The 21,880-nt window shown below is 66.1% G+C and carries 20 protein-coding genes and 1 tRNA gene; 7 read left to right on the top strand and 14 right to left on the bottom strand.

What is annotated here, in order from left to right; translation table 11 throughout:
• Positions 1-95: 95 nt before the first annotated feature.
• The 10 genes from K2X73_RS14260 to K2X73_RS14215 all read right to left on the bottom strand — a co-directional run bounded on the left by K2X73_RS14260 (position 96) and on the right by K2X73_RS14215 (position 12,739).
• Positions 96-2,645 (bottom strand): strawberry notch family protein, encoded by a 2,550-nt coding sequence (locus K2X73_RS14260; protein ID WP_294111906.1) that lies wholly within the window; start codon positions 2,643-2,645, stop codon positions 96-98.
• Positions 2,646-2,686: 41 nt separating this feature from the next.
• Positions 2,687-2,902, bottom strand: coding sequence for a DUF6117 family protein (locus tag K2X73_RS14255; RefSeq protein WP_066546230.1), 216 nt, complete (start codon positions 2,900-2,902; stop codon positions 2,687-2,689).
• Between the two features lie 73 nt (positions 2,903-2,975).
• Positions 2,976-5,048, bottom strand: a complete 2,073-nt coding sequence (locus tag K2X73_RS14250) for a ParB/RepB/Spo0J family partition protein (RefSeq protein WP_294111901.1) — start codon at positions 5,046-5,048, stop codon at positions 2,976-2,978.
• Positions 5,049-5,178: 130 nt separating this feature from the next.
• Complete coding sequence (locus K2X73_RS14245; RefSeq protein WP_294111897.1) at positions 5,179-6,372, bottom strand: DUF932 domain-containing protein; 1,194 nt, start codon at positions 6,370-6,372, stop codon at positions 5,179-5,181.
• Positions 6,373-6,913: 541 nt separating this feature from the next.
• Positions 6,914-6,989, bottom strand: a tRNA-Lys gene (locus K2X73_RS14240).
• 107 nt (positions 6,990-7,096) lie between these two features.
• Positions 7,097-8,212 (bottom strand): rod shape-determining protein RodA, encoded by a 1,116-nt coding sequence (gene rodA / locus K2X73_RS14235; protein WP_294111895.1) that lies wholly within the window; start codon positions 8,210-8,212, stop codon positions 7,097-7,099.
• Complete coding sequence (mrdA, locus tag K2X73_RS14230) at positions 8,209-10,293, bottom strand: penicillin-binding protein 2 (RefSeq protein WP_294111893.1); 2,085 nt, start codon at positions 10,291-10,293, stop codon at positions 8,209-8,211. Before mrdA ends, rodA begins: the two co-directional genes overlap by 4 nt.
• Positions 10,290-10,805, bottom strand: a complete 516-nt coding sequence (locus K2X73_RS14225) for a rod shape-determining protein MreD (RefSeq protein ID WP_294111890.1) — start codon at positions 10,803-10,805, stop codon at positions 10,290-10,292. The genes mrdA and K2X73_RS14225 overlap by 4 nt, the downstream gene beginning before the upstream one ends.
• 8 nt (positions 10,806-10,813) lie before the next feature.
• Complete coding sequence (gene mreC / locus K2X73_RS14220; RefSeq protein WP_365980725.1) at positions 10,814-11,590, bottom strand: rod shape-determining protein MreC; 777 nt, start codon at positions 11,588-11,590, stop codon at positions 10,814-10,816.
• A gap of 105 nt (positions 11,591-11,695) precedes the next feature.
• Positions 11,696-12,739, bottom strand: a complete 1,044-nt coding sequence (locus K2X73_RS14215) for a rod shape-determining protein (protein ID WP_294111887.1) — start codon at positions 12,737-12,739, stop codon at positions 11,696-11,698.
• Between the two features lie 143 nt (positions 12,740-12,882).
• Between K2X73_RS14215 and mutL the strand changes: the two genes are divergently transcribed.
• Positions 12,883-14,700 carry a DNA mismatch repair endonuclease MutL gene (mutL, locus tag K2X73_RS14210; RefSeq protein ID WP_294111885.1) on the top strand — a complete coding sequence of 606 codons (1,818 nt, stop codon included), beginning with the start codon at positions 12,883-12,885 and terminating at the stop codon, positions 14,698-14,700.
• A 71-nt stretch (positions 14,701-14,771) separates the two neighbouring features.
• Here the strand turns inward: mutL and K2X73_RS14205 are convergent, their stop codons facing one another.
• The 4 genes from K2X73_RS14205 to rpsF form a co-directional block, all read right to left on the bottom strand.
• Positions 14,772-15,212 carry a DMT family transporter gene (locus K2X73_RS14205; RefSeq protein WP_294111884.1) on the bottom strand — a complete coding sequence of 147 codons (441 nt, stop codon included), beginning with the start codon at positions 15,210-15,212 and terminating at the stop codon, positions 14,772-14,774.
• 358 nt (positions 15,213-15,570) lie between these two features.
• A complete protein-coding gene (gene rplI, locus K2X73_RS14200; protein ID WP_294111882.1) occupies positions 15,571-16,152 on the bottom strand; it encodes a 50S ribosomal protein L9 in 582 nt (193 codons plus the stop codon).
• 12 nt (positions 16,153-16,164) lie between these two features.
• Positions 16,165-16,389, bottom strand: a complete 225-nt coding sequence (rpsR, locus tag K2X73_RS14195; protein ID WP_010543816.1) for a 30S ribosomal protein S18 — start codon at positions 16,387-16,389, stop codon at positions 16,165-16,167.
• A 14-nt stretch (positions 16,390-16,403) separates the two neighbouring features.
• Positions 16,404-16,802: a 30S ribosomal protein S6 gene (gene rpsF / locus K2X73_RS14190; protein WP_294111912.1), complete on the bottom strand. Its 399-nt coding sequence runs from the start codon at positions 16,800-16,802 to the stop codon at positions 16,404-16,406.
• Positions 16,803-17,005: 203 nt separating this feature from the next.
• Between rpsF and fabD the strand changes: the two genes are divergently transcribed.
• The 6 genes from fabD to mltG all read left to right on the top strand — a co-directional run bounded on the left by fabD (position 17,006) and on the right by mltG (position 21,828).
• Positions 17,006-17,938: an ACP S-malonyltransferase gene (gene fabD / locus K2X73_RS14185; RefSeq protein ID WP_294111881.1), complete on the top strand. Its 933-nt coding sequence runs from the start codon at positions 17,006-17,008 to the stop codon at positions 17,936-17,938.
• A 35-nt stretch (positions 17,939-17,973) separates the two neighbouring features.
• The gene (locus tag K2X73_RS14180; protein WP_294111880.1) at positions 17,974-18,408 is read left to right on the top strand and encodes a GxxExxY protein; all 435 of its coding nucleotides are present in this window, start codon (positions 17,974-17,976) and stop codon (positions 18,406-18,408) included.
• 2 nt (positions 18,409-18,410) lie between these two features.
• Positions 18,411-19,148 carry a 3-oxoacyl-[acyl-carrier-protein] reductase gene (gene fabG, locus K2X73_RS14175; RefSeq protein ID WP_294111878.1) on the top strand — a complete coding sequence of 246 codons (738 nt, stop codon included), beginning with the start codon at positions 18,411-18,413 and terminating at the stop codon, positions 19,146-19,148.
• 93 nt (positions 19,149-19,241) lie between these two features.
• Positions 19,242-19,478: an acyl carrier protein gene (locus K2X73_RS14170; protein ID WP_294111876.1), complete on the top strand. Its 237-nt coding sequence runs from the start codon at positions 19,242-19,244 to the stop codon at positions 19,476-19,478.
• Positions 19,479-19,585: 107 nt separating this feature from the next.
• On the top strand, positions 19,586-20,848 hold the full coding sequence (fabF, locus tag K2X73_RS14165; protein WP_294111874.1) for a beta-ketoacyl-ACP synthase II: 1,263 nt from the start codon (positions 19,586-19,588) through the stop codon (positions 20,846-20,848).
• Between the two features lie 14 nt (positions 20,849-20,862).
• Positions 20,863-21,828 carry an endolytic transglycosylase MltG gene (mltG, locus tag K2X73_RS14160; RefSeq protein WP_294111873.1) on the top strand — a complete coding sequence of 322 codons (966 nt, stop codon included), beginning with the start codon at positions 20,863-20,865 and terminating at the stop codon, positions 21,826-21,828.
• The last annotated feature ends 52 nt before the right edge of the window (positions 21,829-21,880 follow it).

Here is a 21,880-nt window from a genome sequence, read left to right as displayed (position 1 = left end):
GAAATCATGGAAAACCGAAGGAAACCTGCGCCTCCCGCCGCCACGCTCGACATAAACTGCGACTGCAAAGAATATGTCTAATGTTGAGCTCAACATTACAGGAATTCGCGTGGCGTGATATCGACCTGAATGTCGTTCCACTCGCCCGGATCGATGTCGGCGAGGCGGCGCGACAGCAGCGCTTCCCCCGTCGAGACGATCTGCACCACAGCGGCCTGGCCATCGGCGAGGCCCTGCTCGATCGCGGCGATCAGCGTTGGCGTCTTCATCGCCGTGATGAGATGATTGAAGAAGCGCTGCTTGGCGGATTCAAACGCCGAGCGGGCCGCAGACTTGGCCTGTGCGTTGAGCGTGACTTCGCTGCTCGTGACGTTGGCGGCCTCCAGCGCTGCATCCAAGTTGTTGTGGATGACCTGAAACGCCCCGGCATAGGCATCGTAGATGCGAACCTGGTCAGCGGTGAGCTGGTGCTCGAGCAGCTCATATTCGATGCCTTCGTACGACAGCGAACTGGCTGCATAGAGACCGAGAGCTTTCAGGTCGCGGGCGAGCACCTCCATCGCTGCGACCCCGCCCGCTTCGATGGCCGCGACGAAATCGGTGCGTTTGTCGAAGGGAAAGTCAGCGCCGCCCCACAGGCCGAGCCGCTGAGCATAGGCAAGGTTCTCGACCGTGGTCGCCCCGGTTGCAGAGACATAAACAATCCGGGCATTGGGCAGTGCATGCTGCAGGCGCAGTCCAGCACGTCCCTGCTGCGAGGGAGCGGAATCGCCCCGTTCGGATTTGCCGCCACCGGCATTCTGCATGGCATGGCTCTCGTCGAAAACAATGACCCCGTCGAAGTCGGTCCCCAGCCAGTCGACGATCTGCTGCACCCGGGAAACCCGGTTTTCGCGCGCGTCGGAGCGTAGCGTGGCATAGGTCGTAAAAAGGATGCCCTGCTCGAGCCGGATCGGCATGCCCTGACGGAAGCGGGCGAGCGGGATGACCAGCAAGGGCTCTTGCCCCAGAGCCTTCCAGTCGCGCTGCGCATCTTCGAGCAGCTTGTCGGATTTCGATATCCAGACTGCACGCCTTCGGCCCTTGAGCCAGTTGTCGAGCAAGATGCCCGCGACCTGACGCCCTTTGCCTGCGCCGGTGCCATCGCCGAGGAACCAGCCCTTTCGGAAGCGGACAGCGGTATCGCAATCATCGGGCACGGCTTCGACCTTGTCCCAGGTCGCATCGACGGACCAGCTGCCGGCGAGATGGTCGGCATGGGCTTCGCCCGCATAAATTACCGATTCGAGCTGGGCATCCGACAGCAGCCCCTGTTCGACGAGGCCAGCGGGCAGATGAGGGCGATAGCTCGGCTTGGGCGGCGCGACCGAGGACATCGCGGCTGATTGCACCAGTCGTGTCGGATGCGGCTGCGCGCCAGCGATGCGGATCGATTGGAGCGAGTAGGGCTCATAGAGCGATTCGGAGATCGTGCCGTCGGTTGGAGGACACCAGTCGATCACATCATAGTCGAGCGGCACGCCACATATTGCAGGGATCGGGGCTGTAGCCAGTCTAGGCCTTGGGCTGGCTTTGATCGCTTGTGAATTGCGGGCAGCTACCAGTGGCTGAAGAGCTGATGCGGCGATGGGCTGACGTGGCGGGAGGCTGTCGGCCAACCAGCGCAGCAAGGTCGCAAGATCGGGAGCCATGCCTCGCGATGCCGGAAATTGTGCTGGATTGTCTGCGGGAACCTTGTCGATAACGGTCAGCCGGGTTTCAACCGAAGTGCCGTGCGGTGCGAACACGCTGCCCGCTATCACCGCGCTGAACACGACCCGGGCGTTGTCCTGCATCCGGACGAAACCATCACGCCATGCCTTGTGATCTGGCGCGCAGTTGGCCCCCGTGATCGCGACGAGCCGTCCACCGTCGGCAAGCCGCGCCACTGCTGATGACAGATGCCGGATGGCTGCGTCGGCCACACGTGAATCAACATTCAGCGCTGCCGAGAATGGCGGGTTCATGATGATGCAACTCGGCACCACAGCTGCATCGAGCCGGTCGTGGATCTGTGCGGCGTCGTGCATCGACACGTGCGAGCTTGCAAACAGGCTGCCAAGCAGGGCCGCACGCACTTCGGCAACCTCGTTCACGGCCAAACTGCATCCGGCAAATTCAGCCTGTACCGCCAACAGTCCCGTGCCTGCAGAAGGTTCGAGCACCAGTTCGTCCGGCAGAAAGCCCGCAGCAAACCCGGTCACCCATGCCAGTCCCAGCGGCGTCGAGAATTGCTGGTAGGCCTGCATTTCCTCGCTGCGCCGGGTTTGCGTCGGGGCAAGCCGGGCAATCCGTTCGACCAGTTTCAGGCGTTCGAACGGATCGGCGGTCCTGGCATGGATCGCAAGGCCGTAGCGGCGCATGAACAGCAATTGCGCGACCTCGACGGCTTCGTAGGCGATCTTCCAGTCCCAGGCTCCTGTCGCATCGCTTGCTCCAAAGGCGGACTGCATGGCGGTACGAATGGCGGGCGTGTCGATCCGGCGACCGGCGGCAAGGTGACCAAGCAGGTCATGGGCTGCGGTGATGATCGCGGTAGCGGTTTGCTGCGGGCAAGCAGCGGCAGGTGGGCGCGCGGAGGCACCCGCCAAAGGCGAGTTGGTCATGTCGGAATTCCTTCAATGAAGTTGGGGAAGTGCAGGCCGGATCAGGCGGGCGGAATATAGGCCTCGTAAGGATTGCCCGGCGCGAGGTGCCCGAACGGTGTCATCACATAGTCGCCGGCGTTGCGGCCAACGGCGCAAAGAACGTAACGGGTTTCGCCGCTGGCAACCTCGGTGCATTCCATCAGCGCGAGATCGCCCGCTTGTGCCGCTTGCAGCAGCGTCTCGAAATTGACGCGGGCATGGTCAGGAATTGCCATGGCAAGGCTCCTTCATCGGTGAGGGGGGAACAAGACACGCGGGGCGACCGGGGCCGCCCCGCGCGAGCAAAGTTCATTCGGCAGCGATTGCGAAGGCATCGTCGGCGTCCGCCTGTTCGGCATCATCCGCGAGGAAATCGGGGAGGTCCGCAATGTCAGCTTCATTTGCTTCTATGACCGGTAACCGCAGGGGTTCAGGCAACCAGCCAGTGCCGCCCAGCAGCCGTTCGGCCTCGCGCGCCATGTCACCCTTCTTGAGATGTTCGATCAGGGCTGCGGTCGCATCGCCCTTGGCTTCGCGGACCGCTTCAATGATCCGGGGTTTGGTCACCCGGCCGAGGTAGTTGTCGACCGTTGGCGTCCAGCCAGCCTCGGCCATGTCGAGCCCGACGACTGCTGCCAGAGCATCGGCGGCGGCAATGCGCTGCGCCACACCGTGCGCCGAGATGCGTCCGTCATAGCTCTTGCTCGGCTCAAACAGCGCGTTGACGCCTTGGCTGACACAGTGGGCGAGCAGCGCCATCTGCTCATCCTGCGGCATAGCGGCGAGGGCGTCCCACAGCGGCTGTGGTTCATCCGGCAGCCTTTCACCCCAATTTTCGTGCCGCGCCTGGATCGACTGGCTCCAGACACTCTCGCGCAAGTTTGGTGCGACATTGCCGAGCCAGGCCTGGGTAACGCCGATCTGCACACAGCCATGAGTCCCGTGGGGACGGAACACCGCCAGGACGAGCGCATGAAGAAGGGCGAGGAACGCCGCCTGCGGAGCGTTGGCCAGTGCATCGCGCAGCGCGAGCGTGCGTTCAGCAGTGAGTTCGGAAACGAGCCTGTCAGGCAACGGCTTGATCGCCTCATCTTCGTCGTCGTCACCGCCGATTGGCGCCGCTTGCCCTGCGACGGTGACAGTCGCGCCATCGGACATGTCGGGGTTGGTTTCGTGCGCACCGTCATTCTGGCCTTCTGCGACGGGTTCATCTTCAGGACGGACATAGCCGCGGTCGATCCGCAGGCGACCATCGTGGGTCAGCGAAATGAACACGCCAGCACGCACCATGTCGTCCGGATCGTAGACCGTGGGACGGCTGTTCAAGGCGGTCAGTTCGGCATCGATCTCGGTCAGCCGCGCATCGACTTCGTCGGGAAGGTCGCTGCCATCGCCGTAGTCGTCGCCAATGCGGTCATATTCCTCGACCAGCACATCGCGCCGTGCCTGCTCGTCGTCGGTCAACGGAACGGTCGTGCCGACGATCCGGCGTTTGCCGCGCTCGCAGCCATAGGGCAGGTCGACGGCGGCCTCGACCCATTTCCAGCCTTCGGCACCGATTTCCTGTGCGAGTTCCGAGAGCTTTTCGCTCACCAGCAATTCGACCAGTGCGGGATCCTGCAACCATCCATCCTCGTCCGACGAGAACAGATCGCGCATCACATAGCCGCCAGCCTCGGTGTAGGCGTCAATGCCGATGAACCGGACGCGGCGGTCGCTTGCGGAAATCGCATCTTCGGTCAGCAAGCGGCGGATGTGGTAAGCTGGCACATGGTGCCCCTGATTGACCTGTTCCCAGACCTGCTCTTGGCGCGCGTGGTTGTCGGTGACCGAGAAGGCCATGAGCTGTTCGAGCGTGATGCCGTCCTCACCATAGATCTCGAGCAGGGTGGGCGAGACCGAGGCGAGCCGAAGGCGCTGGCGTACGGTCGAGACAGACACGAAAAACCGCGCGGCGATATCTTCCTCCGACAGGCCCGCTTCGATCAGCGCGCTGAAGGCACGGAACTGGTCGAGCGGATGCAGCGCAACGCGCATGACGTTTTCCGCGAGCGAGTCCTCTTCGGCAATCCCGGCTTCACGCACGACGCAAGGAACGGGCTGATCCTTGGCCATCCGCTTGGTCTTCACCAGCAGTTCGAGGGCCCGGAAACGGCGGCCACCGGCCGGCACTTCGAACATGCCGGTTTCCTTGCCGTCGGCGTCAAGCAAGGGGCGGACGTTGATGCTCTGGAGCAGGGTCCGGCGGTAAATGTCCTCGGCCAGATCCTCGATCGAAAGGCCGGCTTTCACGCGCCGCACATTCTTCTGGCTCAGCACCAGCTGCGAAAACGGGATGTCGCGCGAGGCGCTGAGCACGAGCTTGGGCAATGTCTTGGTCATGGGGTTTCTCCATGACGGGCCGCCCGAAAGACTCTCTCTCAGGCCCGAACCCGTCACGAAGCGAAGCGCCGCCCTCTCACTTTCGAGAAGGCAGCGCAACGCAGGAGTAACACGCTGGGCCCGGGGAGGCTTAGTGCACCCGGTCGAGCAACTTCTTGGCCTTGCCCTCCATGTCGAGCCGGGCGTCCTGATGGGCCTTCGACCGCGCCAACGCGGTGATGCCCTGAACGAAATCGAAGATCGATTCCGGCGGTCGGCCTTCCTCGGCGAGGACGGTTTCGATGATCCGGCCGGTTTCAGCCTTGGAGAACCCGCGTCCCCGCAAGAAGTCTTGCCGGTCTTCGTCGCTACGGGCGACAATTCGCTCTCGCGCGGTCTTGATGCCGTTGATGAACGGCTGCGGCGAGGAATTGGCAAAGTTCAGCAGCGCCGGTTCGGCTTCGTGGGCAAAGCGGTTCGCCGCATATTTGCTGTGGCGGATGCTGATCTCTTCGAAGTCCTCCACCCCCCACAGGTTCCGGTTCTGGCAGACCGCGCGCAGGTAGAAGCTCGCCATGCCGAGCGTCTTGGCGCCGACCTCGGAGTTCCAGCAATAGAACCCGCGGAAGTAGAGATCGGGCGATCCGTCGGGCAGCCGCCCGGCTTCGATCGGGTTGAGATCATCGACCAGAAACAGGAAGACGTCGCGATCCGACGCATAGAGCGTGGTCGTATCCTTCGAGATGTCGACGTTAGGGTTGTAGACCCCGGTCGACCAGTCGAGCACGCCCGGAACCTTCCAGCGTGTGTCGCCGGTGCCGTTGCCAGCGATCTTCTGCACCGCTTCGACAAGCTCATGGTCGTAGATCCGGCCGTAGTCGGGGCCGGTCACGGCGCGCAGTTCGAGGCGGCCATTGTCGGTTTCGAGCGTCTTGATCTGCTCGGCTCGGTTGGAGGTCAGCCCGTATTGCAGATTGATCGCGGCGAGCGGCGCCGGAAGTTGGCGCAGATAGGCAGCAGGAGCGCCTACCTGGCTGGCCAGTTGCCCAAAGCTCCAGTGGGTTGGCGTCACCGGTGCCTCGGCACCCGGCAACATGAGAGCCAGGCGTTCCGGATCATTGCGGTTTGCTTCGACATGGATCAGCGCCGTCTCGACCACGCGCGTCCGGCTCCGGTCAGACCGACCGCGCACTGATCGGGCCAAATCGCCCAGTGACAGAAACCGCTCATCATCTGGGCGCGAGAACCACTCCGACGACACCCGACCCACGCGCGAGCCGCGCGAGACATCCACCTTATAGCCGCCGCTTGAGTCGCGGCGCGTATCGAGAACCTGCATATCCATGGGAAATCTCCATGACGGCTGGCCGGGAGCCTCTCTCTCGACCCTCATCCCGTCACGGCGAAGCCCGCCAGACTCTCACTCTCCCCCTCAACGCTTACAACCGCGCGAGCGGCCAGCGAAATCGCCAAAGCAAGAAACTGCACCCTGAAGGAGGCGGAGCATCGCGTCATCGCTCGCGCAGGCGGAAAGGCGGGGCCTGTCGGCTTTCGCGGCCTGCGCTTCGTTTCAGGTCCGCCGGTTCAGAGTGCGTGCGGGGCCCTTGTGGTGAAACGCCGCGCCCGCAGGAGTGCGCCGGAACGGCGCACGGGACCGAGCGCGTCGCCAGCCCCGCTCCTCGTTTCGGGGCGTTGCGGGGTGTCCCCGCTGAGGTGGGTGTGAAGAAGCCGCGCAGCGGCTTCGACCAGGGAGGAAACCTCCTCCCGCACATCGAAAATCAAGCTTCTACGCCAGGCTACGAAACACGTTGATTACGTGGCGATTACGTGGCTCTCGACAACCCCTTGGGAGGGGTGTATATTTGCACCTAAGTCGTTGAGAAGTTTGGTGGACGCACTTGGGCTCGAACCAAGGACCCGCTGATTAAGAGTCAGCTGCTCTACCAACTGAGCTATGCGTCCGTCTCCGGCGGCGGCGATCGCGGGTGGGGCCCGCGATTGGAGGTGCGCCGTTAGCAGCCTCGCTTACCCCGCGCAACCGCTTTTTTGCCCGGCGCAGAACGCGCGCGTCACCACCGCACCGCCTGCCGGTTCTGCCGCTCGATCGACATCAGGATGCCCAGGATCAGCATGATCGTCATCTGTGCCGAGCCTCCATTGCTGATCAGCGGCAGGGGGACGCCGACCACGGGCGCGAGGCCCATCACCATCGCCATGTTGATCGCGAAGTAATAGAAGATCGTCGCCGACAGCGCCGCCGCGGTCAGCCGGGCGAAGCGCGTCTCGGCCTTGGCAGCGACCGATAGGCCCCATTGCACCAGCAGGGTGAAGGCGATGATCAGCCCCAGTCCGCCGATCAGGCCCCATTCCTCCATCATCGTCGCCAGCGCGAAATCGGTGTGGCCCTCGGGCAGATATTGCAGATGGCTCTGGGTGCCGTGCAGGAAGCCCTTGCCCCAAATGCCGCCCGATCCGATCGCAATCTTCGATTGGGTGATGTGATAGCCGGTGCCGAGCGGGTCGTTCTCGGGGTTGAGGAAGGTCAGCACCCGGTTGCGCTGATAGTCGTGGAGCAGGAAATTCACCGCGAGCGGTATCGCCGCCGCGAGCGCCAGGCCGCCGCCGACGAACAGGCGCAGCGGAATGCCGGCGAGGAACATCACCGTCACCCCGCCGGCGGCGATCATCAGCGCGGTGCCGAGATCGGGCTGCTTCATCACCAGCAGTACCGGCATCCCGATCAGCAGCCCGGCAGGCCACAGCGCGCCCCACCGGCGTGTTTCGTTGGGCGGAAGCATGTCGTAGAATTTGGCGCAGGCGAGCACGATCGCGAGCTTCATCAGCTCGGAGGGTTGCAGCCGGATCAGCCCCAGGTCGATCCAGCGCTGGCTCCCCCCGCGCACCGCACCCGCCACTTCAACCAGCAGCAGCAGCACGAGCAGCATGGCGTAGAGTGGGAGCGCGACTTGGTCCCAGCGCTCGGCGCGCACGCGCGACATGATGACGGCCATCCCCGTGAACCCGACCAGGCGGATGCCCTGGGGCAGGGCATAGGGGCGCAGACTGCCGCCCGCCGCCGAATAGAGCACGAGCAGCCCGAAGCCGCCGATCGCCAGGACCAGAAAGATGATCCGCCACGGCAGCGCCGCGATCGGCGCGGGGATGGCGGCGGTGAAGCTGCTCAATCGGGTTGCTCCCGGCTGCCCTCGGCGGCGACGCCGCCCGAGGCGCTGTTACCGAGCGCGGCGGCGGTGGCGTTGCTCGCCTCGGAGGCAGCGTCGACCGCCTCGGACTCGGTGGCGGCATCGGCGTCCAGCTCGGTCGCCTGTTGCTGGGCGGGGTTGGCCTGAGCGGCGAGCGCGGCGCGATAGGCGCTCGCCTCCGCCGCCATCCGCGTCTTGATGTCGCCGCCCCAGCTTGCTTCGATCTCGGCAAGGCTTGCCTCGGCGCGCTGGCGGTCAAACAGCCAGGTCATGATGTCACGCGCGGTGAGCGGGGTGTCGAGCACGCGGTTCACATGGCCGTTATGCTCGAGCACCATGCCGAGCGCGTAGCGCGGCTTGTCGGCGGGCGCGAAAGCGATGAACAGCGCGTGATCGCGCAGCTTGAAGGGCAACTGCCCGTTCGAGAGCACGCCATGCGCGCGCTCGGCCATGGTGATGCGGCGAACCTGCGCGGTGCCGGTCTTCGCGGCGAGCTCGATCCCGGGCAGGTTGAGCCGGGCCGCGCCGGCGGTACCGCCGCCGTTCACCACCGCGTGCATGGCCGCGTGGATCGTCTTGAAGTGGTCGGGGTCGATCGGCATCGCACGCGGTGGCGGCGCCTTGGGATCGACGAAGAGCCGGGGATGCACCTCCAGCCCCGAGCCGAGCCGCGCGGCCGCGACCGCCAGCTGCATCGGGTTCGCCAGCACATAGCCCTGGCCGATCGAGGCGTTGAGTGAATCCGCGACTGTCCAGCTTTCCTTGTATTTCTTCAGCTTCCACGCGCTGTCGGGCACGGTGCCGTAGCGCTGGCTGGCGAAGGGCAGATCGAACTTCTGCCCCATGCCGAGCATCCGAAGCGTCGGCGCGAAGCGATCATAACCCAGCCGGCGCGACATTTCGTAGAAATAGATGTCGCAGCTCTGCGCGACCGCGGTGTGCATATCGATCGCGCCGTGCCCGCGCCGCTTGTGGCAGTGGAACACGCCCGAGCCGACCCGCAACGCACCCGAACAAACCACTCGGTCATTGGGGCTGACGCCCGCGTGGAGCAGCGCCAGCGCGTTCATCGGCTTGACCGTGGATCCCGGCGGGTAAAGCCCCTGCAGCGCCTTGTTCATCAGCGGCACGTGATCGTTCTTCGACAGCATTTCCCATTCGAAATGGCTGATGCCGTCCGAAAAGCTGTTGGGGTCGTAAGCGGGCATCGAGACGAAGGCGAGCACCTCGCCCGTCAGGCAGTCCATCACGACGCAGCTGCCCGAATTGGTGCCGAGCCGGCGCGCGGCATATTCCTGCAGTCCCGCGTCGATCGTCAGCCGCACGGTCTGACCCGGCGCGTCGGGGCGTTGGGCGAGTTCGCGCACCAGCCGGCCGTGCGCCGTCACTTCGACCCGCTTGGCGCCCGGCGATCCGCGCAGCCGAGCATCGAGCTGCTTTTCGATTCCGTCCTTGCCGATTTTAAAGCCGGGGGTGACGAGCAGGGCGTCCTTGGTCGCGCGATATTGTTCGGCCGACGCCGCGCCGACATAGCCGGTCAGATGCGCGACCGCGGCACCCGCGGGATAGTTGCGCGAATAGCCGCGCGTGGGCGCGACCCCCGGCAGTTCGGGCAGGCGAACCGAGACGGCGGCGAACCGCTCCCAATCGAGATCATCGGCCACCTGCACCGGCTGGAAACCGGCGGCGTGCTTCAGATCGAGCCGGATGCGCTCCATCTCCTCGGGCGGCAGCGCCAAGATGTTCTGGAGCAGGCCGAGCACGCGGTCCTTGTCGTCCAGCCGATCGGGGATGATGTCGACGCGGAAATCGGTGCGGTTGTTCGCGATCGGCGCGCCGTTGCGATCGATCAGCCAGCCCCGGCGCGGCGGGATCAGCGTCAGATTCACGCGGTTGCTCTCGGCGAGCATGTTGTAGCGCGCATTCTCGGCGATCGACAGCCAGCCCATTCGCGCGCCGAGCACCACGCCGACGCCGATCTGGCCGATCCCGAGCGCGACCGTCCGCCGGTTGAAGCTGAAGGTCTGGTGCGCTTCGGTGACGATGCGGCTGGGCGGGTTCATGCCGGGCTCCGTTCCCGATCGATCCAGGCGACGATCAGGGCTGCGACCGGGTACAACATCACCGAAACCGCGATTTGGAGCAACAACAGCGTTTCGACATGCGCGGCAAGCGGGGTCGCGACCAAACGACCAAAGATCAGGGAGCCGGCGATGCCGCCCGCCGCCAGCAGCCAATCCTGCCAGAAATCGCGCGCGACCAGCCTCGCGTCGAACAGATCGATCGAGATATAGGCGAGCGTCCAGAACAGCATCGCACTGCCGAACGGCTGGCCGGAGAAGAGATCGTCGAACAGCCCCAGCAGCAGCGGTGCCCAAACGGGCAGCGCGTCCTCACGCGCCAGCCGCCAGCCGAGCAGCATCAACAGCCCGAACGGCGGCAGCAGCGGAAAGCTCGCGACGAGCGGCAGCAAGGTGAGCGTGGAGGCCGCCATCACCGACAGCGCCGGCTTCAGGCTCGGCCAAACGCGCTGCGGTTCGGGATCGAACGGCCCGCGCGGTCGGCGGCGCGGCATCAGGCCCATCAACGCTGCTCCGCAGGCGGCGGCGGCAGCGGAATGAAGGTGCGTTGCACGATCGCGATGTCGAGTGTGTCGGGCTGGGTGACGCCCCGCGCGGTCGTGGTGTCGCGCCCGGCCTTGATCACGCGGGCGACCGGGATGCCCGGCGCATAGATGCCGCCGGTGCCCGAGGTAACGAACGCATCGCCCACCGCGAACGGCGCGTTGGCGAGGTTGACCGAGCGAATCTCGATCAGCCCGTCGCCCCGCCCGGCGGCGATCGCCGGCAGACCGTCGCGGACGCGGCGCACCGGCACGATGCTTTCGGGATCGGAAATGAGCAGCACCCGCGCGGTGTTGAAGCCGGCTTCGATCACCCGGCCGATCAACCCCTCCGGCCCGCGCACCGGCTGGCCTTCGCGCACGCCCTGGTTGCTGCCGGCGTTGAGCACCGCATAACGCCGCGTGCTCGCCGCGCTCGAGCTGACCAGGTGCGCGGCGACGACGGTATCGGTCGCGCCCTGGCGCAGCCGCAGCAGCGTCTTCAGTCGTGCGTTTTCGTAAAGAACCGCCTTGGCCTGATCGGTCATGCGCTTGTTCGCGGCGATTTCGGCCCGCAGCGCCTTGTTCCGGCCCATCACCGCGAAATAATCGCTTACCCCCTGTGGCACGCTGGCGACGCCGCGCACGCCCCAGCCGAGCAAGGAGGAGATTGGCGTGCCGATCTCGGCCGCCGCCAGCCGCACGACGCCGAAAGTCTTGGGATCAAAGGTCGACAGCGCGAGCAACAACGCAGCCACCAGGGCGCCGGCCACCGCCAGCACATAGCTGGCGAACAGCCCATATTGCGCCCTTCGCGAAAAGCCAGGTCGTCTCGGCCGCGACGCCACTGGTCAACCACTCCCTCAGGCGTTCTGGAGCACGCCCCGATAGATGGGATCCTCCAGCGCGCGCCCGGTGCCGATCGCGACGCAGTTAAGCGGATCGTCCGCCACCGTCACCGGCAGGCCGGTCTCGTCGCGCAGCACCTCGTCGATGCCCGAAAGCAGGGCGCCCCCGCCGGTCAGCACAATTCCCTGATCGACGATATCGGCGGCGAGTTCGGGCGCGGTGTTCTCGAGCGCGATCCGCACGCCTTCGACGATCGTCGAGACGGGTTCGCTCAGCGCCTCGGCGATCTGGCCCTGGTTGATCTGGATTTCCTTGGGCACGCCGTTCACCAGATCGCGGCCCTTGATGTGGATGGTCTTGCCAATGCCGTCCAAGGGTGCCTTGGCGACGCCGACTTCCTGCTTGATGCGTTCGGCGGTGGCTTCGCCGATCAGCAGGTTATGGTTCCGGCGGACATAGGAGACGATCGCTTCGTCCATCTTGTCCCCGCCAACCCGAACCGAGGTGGTATAGGCGAGGCCGCGCAAGCTGAGCACCGCGACTTCGGTGGTGCCGCCGCCGATATCGACGACCATGCTGCCGATCGGCTGGGTTACTGGCATGTCGGCGCCAATCGCCGCCGCCATCGGTTCCTCGATCAGGAACACCTGGCTGGCGCCGGCATTCTGCGCCGCGTCGCGAATCGCGCGGCGTTCGACCGAGGTGGAGCCCGAGGGCACGCAGATCACGATCTGCGGCCAGCGCATGAAGCGGCGCTGACCATGTACCTTGGCGATGAAGTGCTTGATCATCTGCTCGGCGACATCGATGTCGGCGATCACGCCATCGCGCAACGGGCGGATCGCCTGGATGCTCTCGGGCGTCTTGCCCATCATCAGCTTGGCGTCGTCGCCGACCGCCTTCACTTTCTTGACGCCGTTGAGCGTCTCGACCGCGACGACCGAGGGCTCGTTGAGCACGATGCCGCGGCCGCGCAGGTATACCACGGTATTCGCCGTGCCGAGATCGATCGCCATGTCGTGCGACATGAAGTTGAACAAGCGCGAAAACAAAGCCATCGAACGTCCTGTCAAACGCAGCGCCGGGCTGGCCCCGACGCGCTACCAGCCGCTTCACCGCCTGCCCCGGCTCGACTCAGGCGTCGCCGGCTGATGTTCGATCGAGGTCGCGGAAAGCCGCCGCTTGGGCTAGAGGAAAGGCCATGTCAATACGCCGTCTGCCAGAGCATGTCGTCAACCGAATCGCCGCCGGCGAGGTGGTGGAGCGGCCGGCGAGCGCGCTGAAGGAACTCGTCGAAAACGCGATTGATGCGGGCGCCGCACGGATCGATGTGTCGCTGGGACAAAGCGGGGTCGCCCTGATCGAAGTGGTGGATGACGGGTGCGGGATGAGCCCCGCCGACATGGCGCTCGCGCTTGAACGGCACGCCACTTCCAAACTACCCGACCGGCTGCTCGACGCGGATGCGATCCAAGCGGTTGAAACGCTCGGCTTTCGCGGCGAGGCGTTGCCTTCGATCGCGAGCGTGGCCCGGCTCACGCTCGACAGCCGGGTGCGTGGCGCGGAGGGCTGGCGGCGGGTCGTCGACAATGGCGCGGTGGCGGAGGAGGGGCCGGCGGGCCTGCCGCCGGGCACCCGGGTGCGGGTGGAAGACCTGTTCGCCCGCGTTCCCGCCCGGCGCAAATTCCTGCGATCGGACCGCGCCGAATACGCCGCTTGCCTCGATGTCGTGCGGCGCCTCGCGATGGCACGGCCCGACATCGCCTTCCAGCTGCGCCACGATGGCCGGCTGGTGCTCAACCTGCCCGCCGATCCCGATCGCCCGGCGCGGGTGGCGGCGCTCACCGATCGCGCGCTCGCCGAGAACAGCGTGGTGGTCGCCGTGGAGCGCGAGGGTTTGCGCCTGGGGGGCGTCGCCGGCCTGCCGACCTTCAATCGGGGCATCGCCGATCACCAATATCTGTTCGTCAACGGCCGCCCGGTGAAGGACAAATTGCTGATCGGCGCGGTGCGCGGCGCCTATGCCGAGCTGCTCGCGCGCGATCGCCACGCGGTCGTCGCGCTGTTCCTCGATGTGCCGCCCGATGCGGTCGACGTGAACGTCCATCCGGCCAAGACCGAGGTTCGCTTTCGCGATCCGGCGCTGGTGCGCGGGCTGATCGTCTCGGGGCTGAAGCGCGCGCTCGGCGAGGCGGGACACCGCAGCGTCCAGCGGCCCGAGCCCGCCGCCTGGGGGCTGTGGCAGGTGGAGGGGGCGGGGCGCGGCGATGCGGCGCCGGACCATGCCGCCGCCTGGCCAACGGCGAGCGCGGCTTCGGTCGCCTTCGCGCAACCCGCGCTCGCGCCCGAGCGGCTCCATGATCCCCGCCCGGGCTTCTTCAGCGCGCCGCCCGCCGCGCGCGCCGAGCCAGCAGCAGCGCCGGCGCCCGAGGGAACGCGCTTTCCCTTGGGTGTGGCGCGCGGGCAGGTCGCGGCGACTTACATCGTCGCCGAGGCCGAGGATGGTCTGGTGATCGTCGATCAGCACGCCGCGCATGAGCGGCTGGTGCTCGAACGGATGCGTGCCGGGCTCGCCGGGGCGGGTGTCGCGCGGCAGGCGCTGCTGCTCGCCGAGGTTATCGAGCTGGATGAACCGGCGTGTGACCGGCTGGAGGCGGCGGCGGCGACGCTAGAGGCGCTGGGGCTCGAAATCGAACGCTTCGGCCCGCGCGCGGTGCTGGTGCGCGCGGTGCCGGCCGTGCTCGCGCGTGGCGATGTGACGGCACTGGTGACAGACCTCGCCGACGATCTTGCCGCCTATGACGATGCGCTGAGCCTGAAGGAACGGCTTGATCACGTCGCGGCGACGATGGCCTGCCACCATTCGGTCCGCGCCGGGCGAATCCTGTCGGTCGCCGAGATGAATGCGCTGCTCCGCGAGATGGAGGCGACGCCGCATTCGGGCCAGTGCAACCACGGCCGCCCGACCTGGGTGAAACTGGCGCATGGCGACATCGAGAAGCTGTTCGGGCGGAAATAGGGGGGGCACGCGGAGGCGCGCGGGGAGCGGGGAGCGTGAACCGTAACTTCCGCGGCTGTGCCTGAATCCGATCAAACCCGCCGTGCGAGCAGCACCCCGCCCGCCATCATCGCAAGACCAGCCGCGCGCATCAGCGTGAGCGGCGTGCGCGGCGCGCCGAGCAGGCCGAAATGGTCGATCGTCGCCGCCGCCACGATCTGGCCGAGCAGCACCAGCAGCACCGCCGTCCCGATGCCAAGCCTTGGCCCCAGATAAGTGATCGACAGCAGATAGAAGGCGATCAGCAGCCCGCCGAAATAATAGGGCCAGGGCGCCGCGCCGAGCAGCGCGCGTTGCGGTCCGCCCGTCGCCCACGCGACCAGCAGCGCGACCGCGAGCGCCAGCGCGAACATGATCGCCGCCGCGCTCGCCGGGCTGCCGAGCCGCGCGCCGAGCAGCGCATTAGCGCTCGCCATGATGGGAATGCCGATGCCGGCGGCGAGCATGATCGGGGCGAAAAGCGCGTTGTTCATGGGCGGCGATGCTAGCGGCGGGCCGCGCCGCTGGCGAGCGGGGGAGGCGCATCGCCGCGCCAAGTCGGTATTTGCGTGGATTACGCAATGACCGCCCCTGGAAACCATCAGGCCGGCTTCGCATTTAACCAGCGATTAACCGCGCCAATGCGGTCGACCAAGGATTTCCACGATGGCGAACAAGCTTCTTCCAGTCATCTGCGCGCTGATTCCGTTCGCCGGATTGGTGACTGCGGTGCTGATCGTTCCCTGAGCATTTGCCCGCGCCGAGTTTAACGGGCTCATTGCCGCGTTGGACATAAGAAAAGGGGCCGTTCCATCGCCTGGAACAGCCCCTGATCTTTGCTCCGCGCCGGGCTCAGCCCTGGGCGTCGCTCGCGATTTCGCCGACTTCCAGGTTGGGATCGCGCTCTTCGGTGAAGCCGGTCTGTTCGCGGCCTTCCTCGAACACCTGCGCCATCACGTCGACGCCGGCGGCCTGCATCTCGGCCTCTTCGGGCGAGCGGGCGACGTTCACCTTCACCATCACCGGCACTTCCGGATGAAGCGCCACCTTCACCTCGTGCAGGCCGATCGTCTTGATCGGGCGGTCGAGCACGATCTGCGCCTTGCCGACCTTGTGGCCGAGCGCCTCGAACGCCTCGACCAGATCGCGCACCGCGACCGAGCCGTAAAGCTGGCCGGTGTTCGACGACTGGCGAATGAGCGTCAGCGTCACGCCGTCGATAGTCTTCGCGTCCTTCTCGGCGTCGGCGCGGCGGGCGGCGTTCTCCGCCACGATCCGCTCGCGATTGGCCTCGAACACGCGGCGGTTCGCCTCGTTCGCGCGCAGCGCCTTCTTGCGCGGCAACAGGTAGTTACGGGCGAACCCATCCTTCACCTTCACCACATCGCCGATACCGCCGAGCTTCTCGACGCGTTCCAGCAGGATCACATCCATCTGCTCAGCTCCTTACTTAACGATATAGGGCAGCAAGCCCAGGTGACGGGCGCGCTTGATCGCCTGGGCGAGTTCGCGCTGCTTCTTCGCGCTCACGCTGGTGATGCGCGAGGGGACGATCTTGCCGCGCTCCGAAACGAAGCCCTGCAGCAGGCGCACATCCTTGTAATCGATGCGCGGCGCGTCCTTGGCGGAGAAGGGGCAGCTCTTGCGGCGGCGGAAAAAGGGGCGTGCCATGGGTCTAGTCCTCCTTATTCGCCGTCGAAGCCATCGCGGTCGCGGCGCGGGCGATCACCGCCTTCACGCTCGCGGCGGCGGCCGTCGCGGTCGCCCTTGCGCATCATCGCGCTCGGGCCATTCTCATGCGCGTCGACGCGGATGGTGAGATAGCGGATGATGTCTTCATTGATGCGGATCTGCCGCTCGAGCTCGGCGACGACGCCGGCCGGGGCTTCGATTTCCAGCATGACATAATGTGCCTTGCGGTTCTTGGCGATCTTGTACGCCAGGCTGCGCAGGCCCCAGGTTTCGGTCTTGACGATCCGGCCCTGATTTTCCTCGATGATCTTGGTGGCCATTTCGGCCAGCTGGTCCACCTGCGCCTGTGCCAGATCCTGGCGCGCAAGGAAGACGTGCTCGTAAAGAGCCATGCCTTGTCCTTCATTTTGGCCGATCGCTGAGCATCCGCACCATGCGAAGGCCCCCTCCGGCTGTCGTCCACGGGTAAGCACGGCGGCGCAGGGCGCCACCGAAGGCGCGGCACATACAGCGATCGCCGCGAAATGCAAGGCTGCTTGCCAAGTGGCGCCCCGATTTCTACCGCGACCGCTTTCGGACAAGCAGGGGACAGGCAGTGCGCGCTTTCATCTTTCCGGGCCAGGGCAGCCAGGCGGTCGGCATGGGCGCGGCGCTGGCCGACGCAAGCGTGGCCGCGCGCGAGGTGTTCGAGGAGGTCGACGAGGCGATCGGCCAGCACCTGTTCCGCCTGATGAAGGAAGGCCCGGCCGAGGAACTCACTCTCACCGAGAACGCCCAGCCGGCGATCATGGCGAACGCCATCGCGACGCTGCGCGTGCTGGAGCGCGAGGGCGGGGTAGCGCTCGCCGAGAAGGCGGCGTTCGTCGCTGGCCATTCGCTCGGCGAATATAGCGCGCTGTGCGCGGCGGGCGCGCTCGACCTGGCGACGACCGCGCGGCTGCTGAAATTGCGCGGCCAGGCGATGCAATGGGCGGTGCCGGTCGGGGTCGGGGGCATGGCGGCGCTGCTCGGCGCGACCCTGGATCAGGCGCAAGCGGTCGCGGCGGCGGCGGCTGAAGGCGAGGTCTGCGCCGTCGCTAACGACAATGCCGAGGGGCAGGTGGTGCTTTCCGGTCATGCGGCGGCAATCGAGCGCGCGATTGGGCTGTGCAAGGAATTCGGCGTGAAGAAGGGCACGGCGCTGCCGGTCTCCGCGCCATTCCATTGCCCGCTGATGGCGCCGGCCGCCGAGGCGATGGCGGCAGCGTTGGAGGGCGCGCGGATCGTCGCGCCTTTCGTCCCGGTGTTCGCCAACGTCACCGCCGCCCCCGTAAGCGACCCGACCGAGATGCGCGCGCGGCTGGTCGAGCAGGTTACAGGCATGGTCCGCTGGCGCGAATCGCTGCTCGCGATGGAAGCGGCGGGCGTTGAGCAGTTCGTCGAATTCGGCGCGAAAGTGCTGAGCCCGATGGTGAAGCGCACCGTGAAGGCCGAGCCTGTGAGCGTGGTGACGATGGCGGACATCGAGGGGTTGGCGCACAGCCTTTAGATTTTTGGTTCACGCGGAGACGCGGAGGCGCAGAGATGCGGGACATTGACGCGGTATCGGGTGACATAATTGACGTCGCCTTGAAGTTGCACCGGGAACTAGGACCGGGGCTGCTGGAAAGCGTCTATGAAACGCTGCTCGCCGCCCGATTGATCAAGGACGGTTATGCCGTTGCCCGGCAGCGGGCGATCGACATTGAATTTGACGGCGTTCGTGTTGAAAACGCTTTTCGCATCGACCTGCTTGTGGATCATCGTCTTATCGTCGAGATCAAATCGGTTGACCAGCTGCTGCCAGTGCATGGCAAACAGCTCCTTACCAATTTGCGTCTCACCAAACAGCCCGTCGGGCTGTTGCTTAATTTCGGGGGCGCCACCTTGAAGGAAGGGATCAGGCGCGTCGTCAACGACCATTTCTCCGCGTCTCCGCGCCTCCGCGTGAACCAAGATTCTTCTTCGACAAAGGAGTGACCATGTTCGACCTTACAGGCATGACCGCGCTCGTCACCGGCGCTTCCGGGGGGATCGGCTCGGCGATCGCGCGGGGGCTCGCGGGGCAGGGGGCGCGGCTCGCGCTGTCGGGCTCCAACCCCGATAAGCTCGCCGCTTTCCAGGCCGAACTCGGCGGCGATCACGTCGCGCTCGCCTGCGATCTGGGCGATGGCGCCGCGGTCGACGGCCTCGTTCCGCGCGCGGTGGAGGCGCTCGGCAAGCTCGACATCCTTGTCAACAACGCCGGCGTCACTCGCGACAATCTGCTGATGCGGATGAAGGACGAGGAATGGGACCAGGTGATCCGCGTGAACCTGGAAGCCGCCTTCCGCCTCGCCCGCGCCGCCGCCAAGCCAATGATGAAAGCACGGTTCGGGCGGATCATTTCGATCACCTCGGTCGTCGGCGCGACGGGTAACCCCGGCCAGGCCAATTACGCGGCCTCCAAGGGCGCGCTGACGGCGATGACCAAGGCGATGGCGCAGGAACTGGCGAGCCGCGGCATCACCGCCAATTGCGTCGCGCCCGGCTTCATCCAGTCGGCGATGACCGACGTGCTGCCCGAGGCGCAGAAGACCGCTTTGCTCGGCCGTATCCCGGCGGGCGCGCTGGGGCAGGGGAGCGACGTGGCGGCGGCGGTCGTCTATCTCGCGAGCCGCGAGGCGGGCTATGTGACGGGGCAGACGCTGCACGTGAACGGCGGTATGGCGATGCTGTAAGCGCCTCCGCTTATTCGCGGCCTCTTGTCAGCCGGGGGCGCGCGTTCTACGGCTCCCCGCTGTTGAACCCCAATTGAAAGAGGGATGGAAAGCATGAGCGAGACCGCCGATCGCGTAAAGAAGATCGTCGTCGAGCATCTGGGTGTGGAAGCCGACAAGGTGACCGAGGATGCGAGCTTCATCGATGATCTGAGCGCGGACAGCCTCGACATCGTCGAATTGGTGATGGCTTTCGAGGAAGAATTCGGCGTCGAAATTCCCGACGATGCCGCCGAAAAGATCAGCACCGTGAAGGATGCGATCACTTATATCGACGAGCATCAGGGCTGATCGCCCTGTTCTTCCGGGGGTAAACCCCGCTCAAGCGGCTCCGCGCGCTCGGCATCAACCGGGGCGACGGAGCCGTTTCGATTTTGACGGTTTAGGAGAGTGGAACAATGCGTCGGGTTGTCGTCACGGGGCTGGGGCTGGTCACGCCGCTGGGCGCCGATGTCGAGACGAGCTGGGCGAATCTGATCGCGGCCAAATCGGGCGCGGGGCACATCACCCATTTCGACGCGACCGATTATGCCTGCCGCATCGCCTGCGAGGTGAAGCCCAAGGACCACGCCTGGGGCTTCGATCCCGGCAAGCGCGTCGATCACAAGGTGCAGCGCCAGGTCGATCCGTTCATCGTGTTCGGCATCGACGCCGCCGGCCAGGCGATCGAGGACGCCGGCCTGCTCGACATGAGCGAGGAAGAACGGTTCCGCGCTGGCTGCTCGATCGGCTCGGGCATTGGTGGCCTACCGGGCATCGAGAGCGAATCGCTGGTGCTGGAGCATAAGGGACCACGCCGCGTTTCGCCGCACTTCGTCCATGGCCGGCTGATCAACCTGATCTCGGGCCAGGTCTCGATCAAATACGGCCTGATGGGGCCGAACCACGCCGTCGTCACCGCTTGTTCGACCGGCGCGCACTCGATCGGCGACGCCGCGCGGATGATCGCGATGGACGATGCCGATGTGATGCTCGCGGGCGGCGCGGAAGCGGCGATCTGCCCGATCGGCATCGCCGGCTTCGCGCAGGCACGCGCGCTTTCGACCGGCTTCAACGACACGCCCGAACGCGGCAGCCGGCCGTATGACCAGGACCGCGATGGCTTCGTGATGGGCGAGGGCGCGGGCGTGGTCGTGCTCGAGGAATATGAGCGCGCCAAGCGGCGCGGCGCCAAGATTTACGCCGAAGTGGTGGGCTATGGCCTGTCGGGCGACGCCTATCACGTCACCGCGCCGCATCCCGAAGGATCGGGTGCCTTTCGATCGATGCAGATGGCGATGCGCAAGTCCGGGCTTTCGCTCGGCGACATCGACTATGTGAACGCGCACGGCACCTCCACCCCGCTTGGCGACGAGCTGGAACTGGGCGCGGTGCGGCGGCTGTTCGGCAACGCGATCGGCACGCTGTCGATGAGCTCGACCAAATCGGCGATCGGCCATCTGCTCGGCGGCGCCGGGGCGGTGGAGAGCATCTTCTGCATCCTGGCGATGCGCGACCAGATCGTGCCGCCGACGCTCAACCTAGACAATCCGAGCGAGAATTGCGCCGGCGTCGATCTGGTGCCGCATGTCGCCAAGCAGCGGCGGGTGAAGGCGGTGCTGAACAACAGCTTCGGCTTTGGCGGCACCAATGCCAGCCTGGTGATGAAGGCGATCGACTGAGAAGGGGGCGCGGGGTGCGCAGGCTTGGCTGGCTGCTGCTGATCGGGATCGTCGCGCTGGTCGGCGGGGCGCTGTTCGTGGCGCAGGACTGGGGCGGGCGCGGCCCTTCCGCCCGGGCGCTGAGCTTCGAAGTGCCCGAGGGTGCCTCGCTCGCCGCGACCGCCGAGCGGCTGGAACAGGCCGGGGCGATCCGCTCGGCCGCGCGCTTCAAGCTCTACGCCCGGCTGTTCGGCGCGGCCGATCCGATCAAATCGGGCGATTATCGCCTGCCGCGCGGGCTTTCCGCCGCCGACATCCTGAAGCTGCTCCAGGGCGGGCGGACGATCCAGCGTTTCGTTACCATTCCCGAAGGCTGGCCGGCGGTGCTGGTGCAGGAACGGCTGATCGCGACTCCCGGGCTCGAGGGCACGGTGCCGGTGCCCGTGGAAGGCAGCGTGCTCCCCGACAGCTACAGCTTCCAGCCCGGCGACACGCGCGAGAGCGTGGTCGATCGGATGCAGCAGGCGATGGTCGCCTATCTCGCCGCCGCCTGGGAACGACGCAAGCCGGGACTCGCGGTGAGCACCCCGCGCGAGGCGCTGATCCTCGCCTCGATCGTCGAGAAGGAAACCGGCAAGCCAAGCGAGCGGCGGCTGGTCGCGGCGGTCTATTCCAACCGGCTGAAGCGCGGGATGCCGCTCCAGGCCGATCCGACGACGATTTACCCCATCACCAAGGGCAAGCCGCTCGGCCGGCGCATCCTGCTGTCGGAACTGCGCGCCAAGAACGGGTACAACACCTATGCGATGAGCGGCCTGCCGAAGGGGCCGATCTGCAATCCCGGGCGCGCCTCGATCGACGCGGTGCTCGATCCCGCCGACTCGAGCGCGGTCTATTTCGTCGCGGATGGCAGCGGCGGGCACGTCTTCGCCGACACGCTCGACCAGCATAACCGCAACGTACAGAAATGGCGCGCTTTCCGCGCGGCACACGGTATCTGACAACGCTTGTCCTAGCGTCATCGCATGATACACTCCCGCGCATTACCAGCGT

Origin of the sequence: Sphingomonas sp. (genome assembly GCF_019746665.1) — a bacterium.
In the GTDB taxonomy this organism is placed as follows: Bacteria; Pseudomonadota; Alphaproteobacteria; order Sphingomonadales; family Sphingomonadaceae; genus Sphingomonas.
Note: the sequence above shows the minus strand (reverse complement) of the source record. Positions and strands in the feature narration are given on the sequence as shown.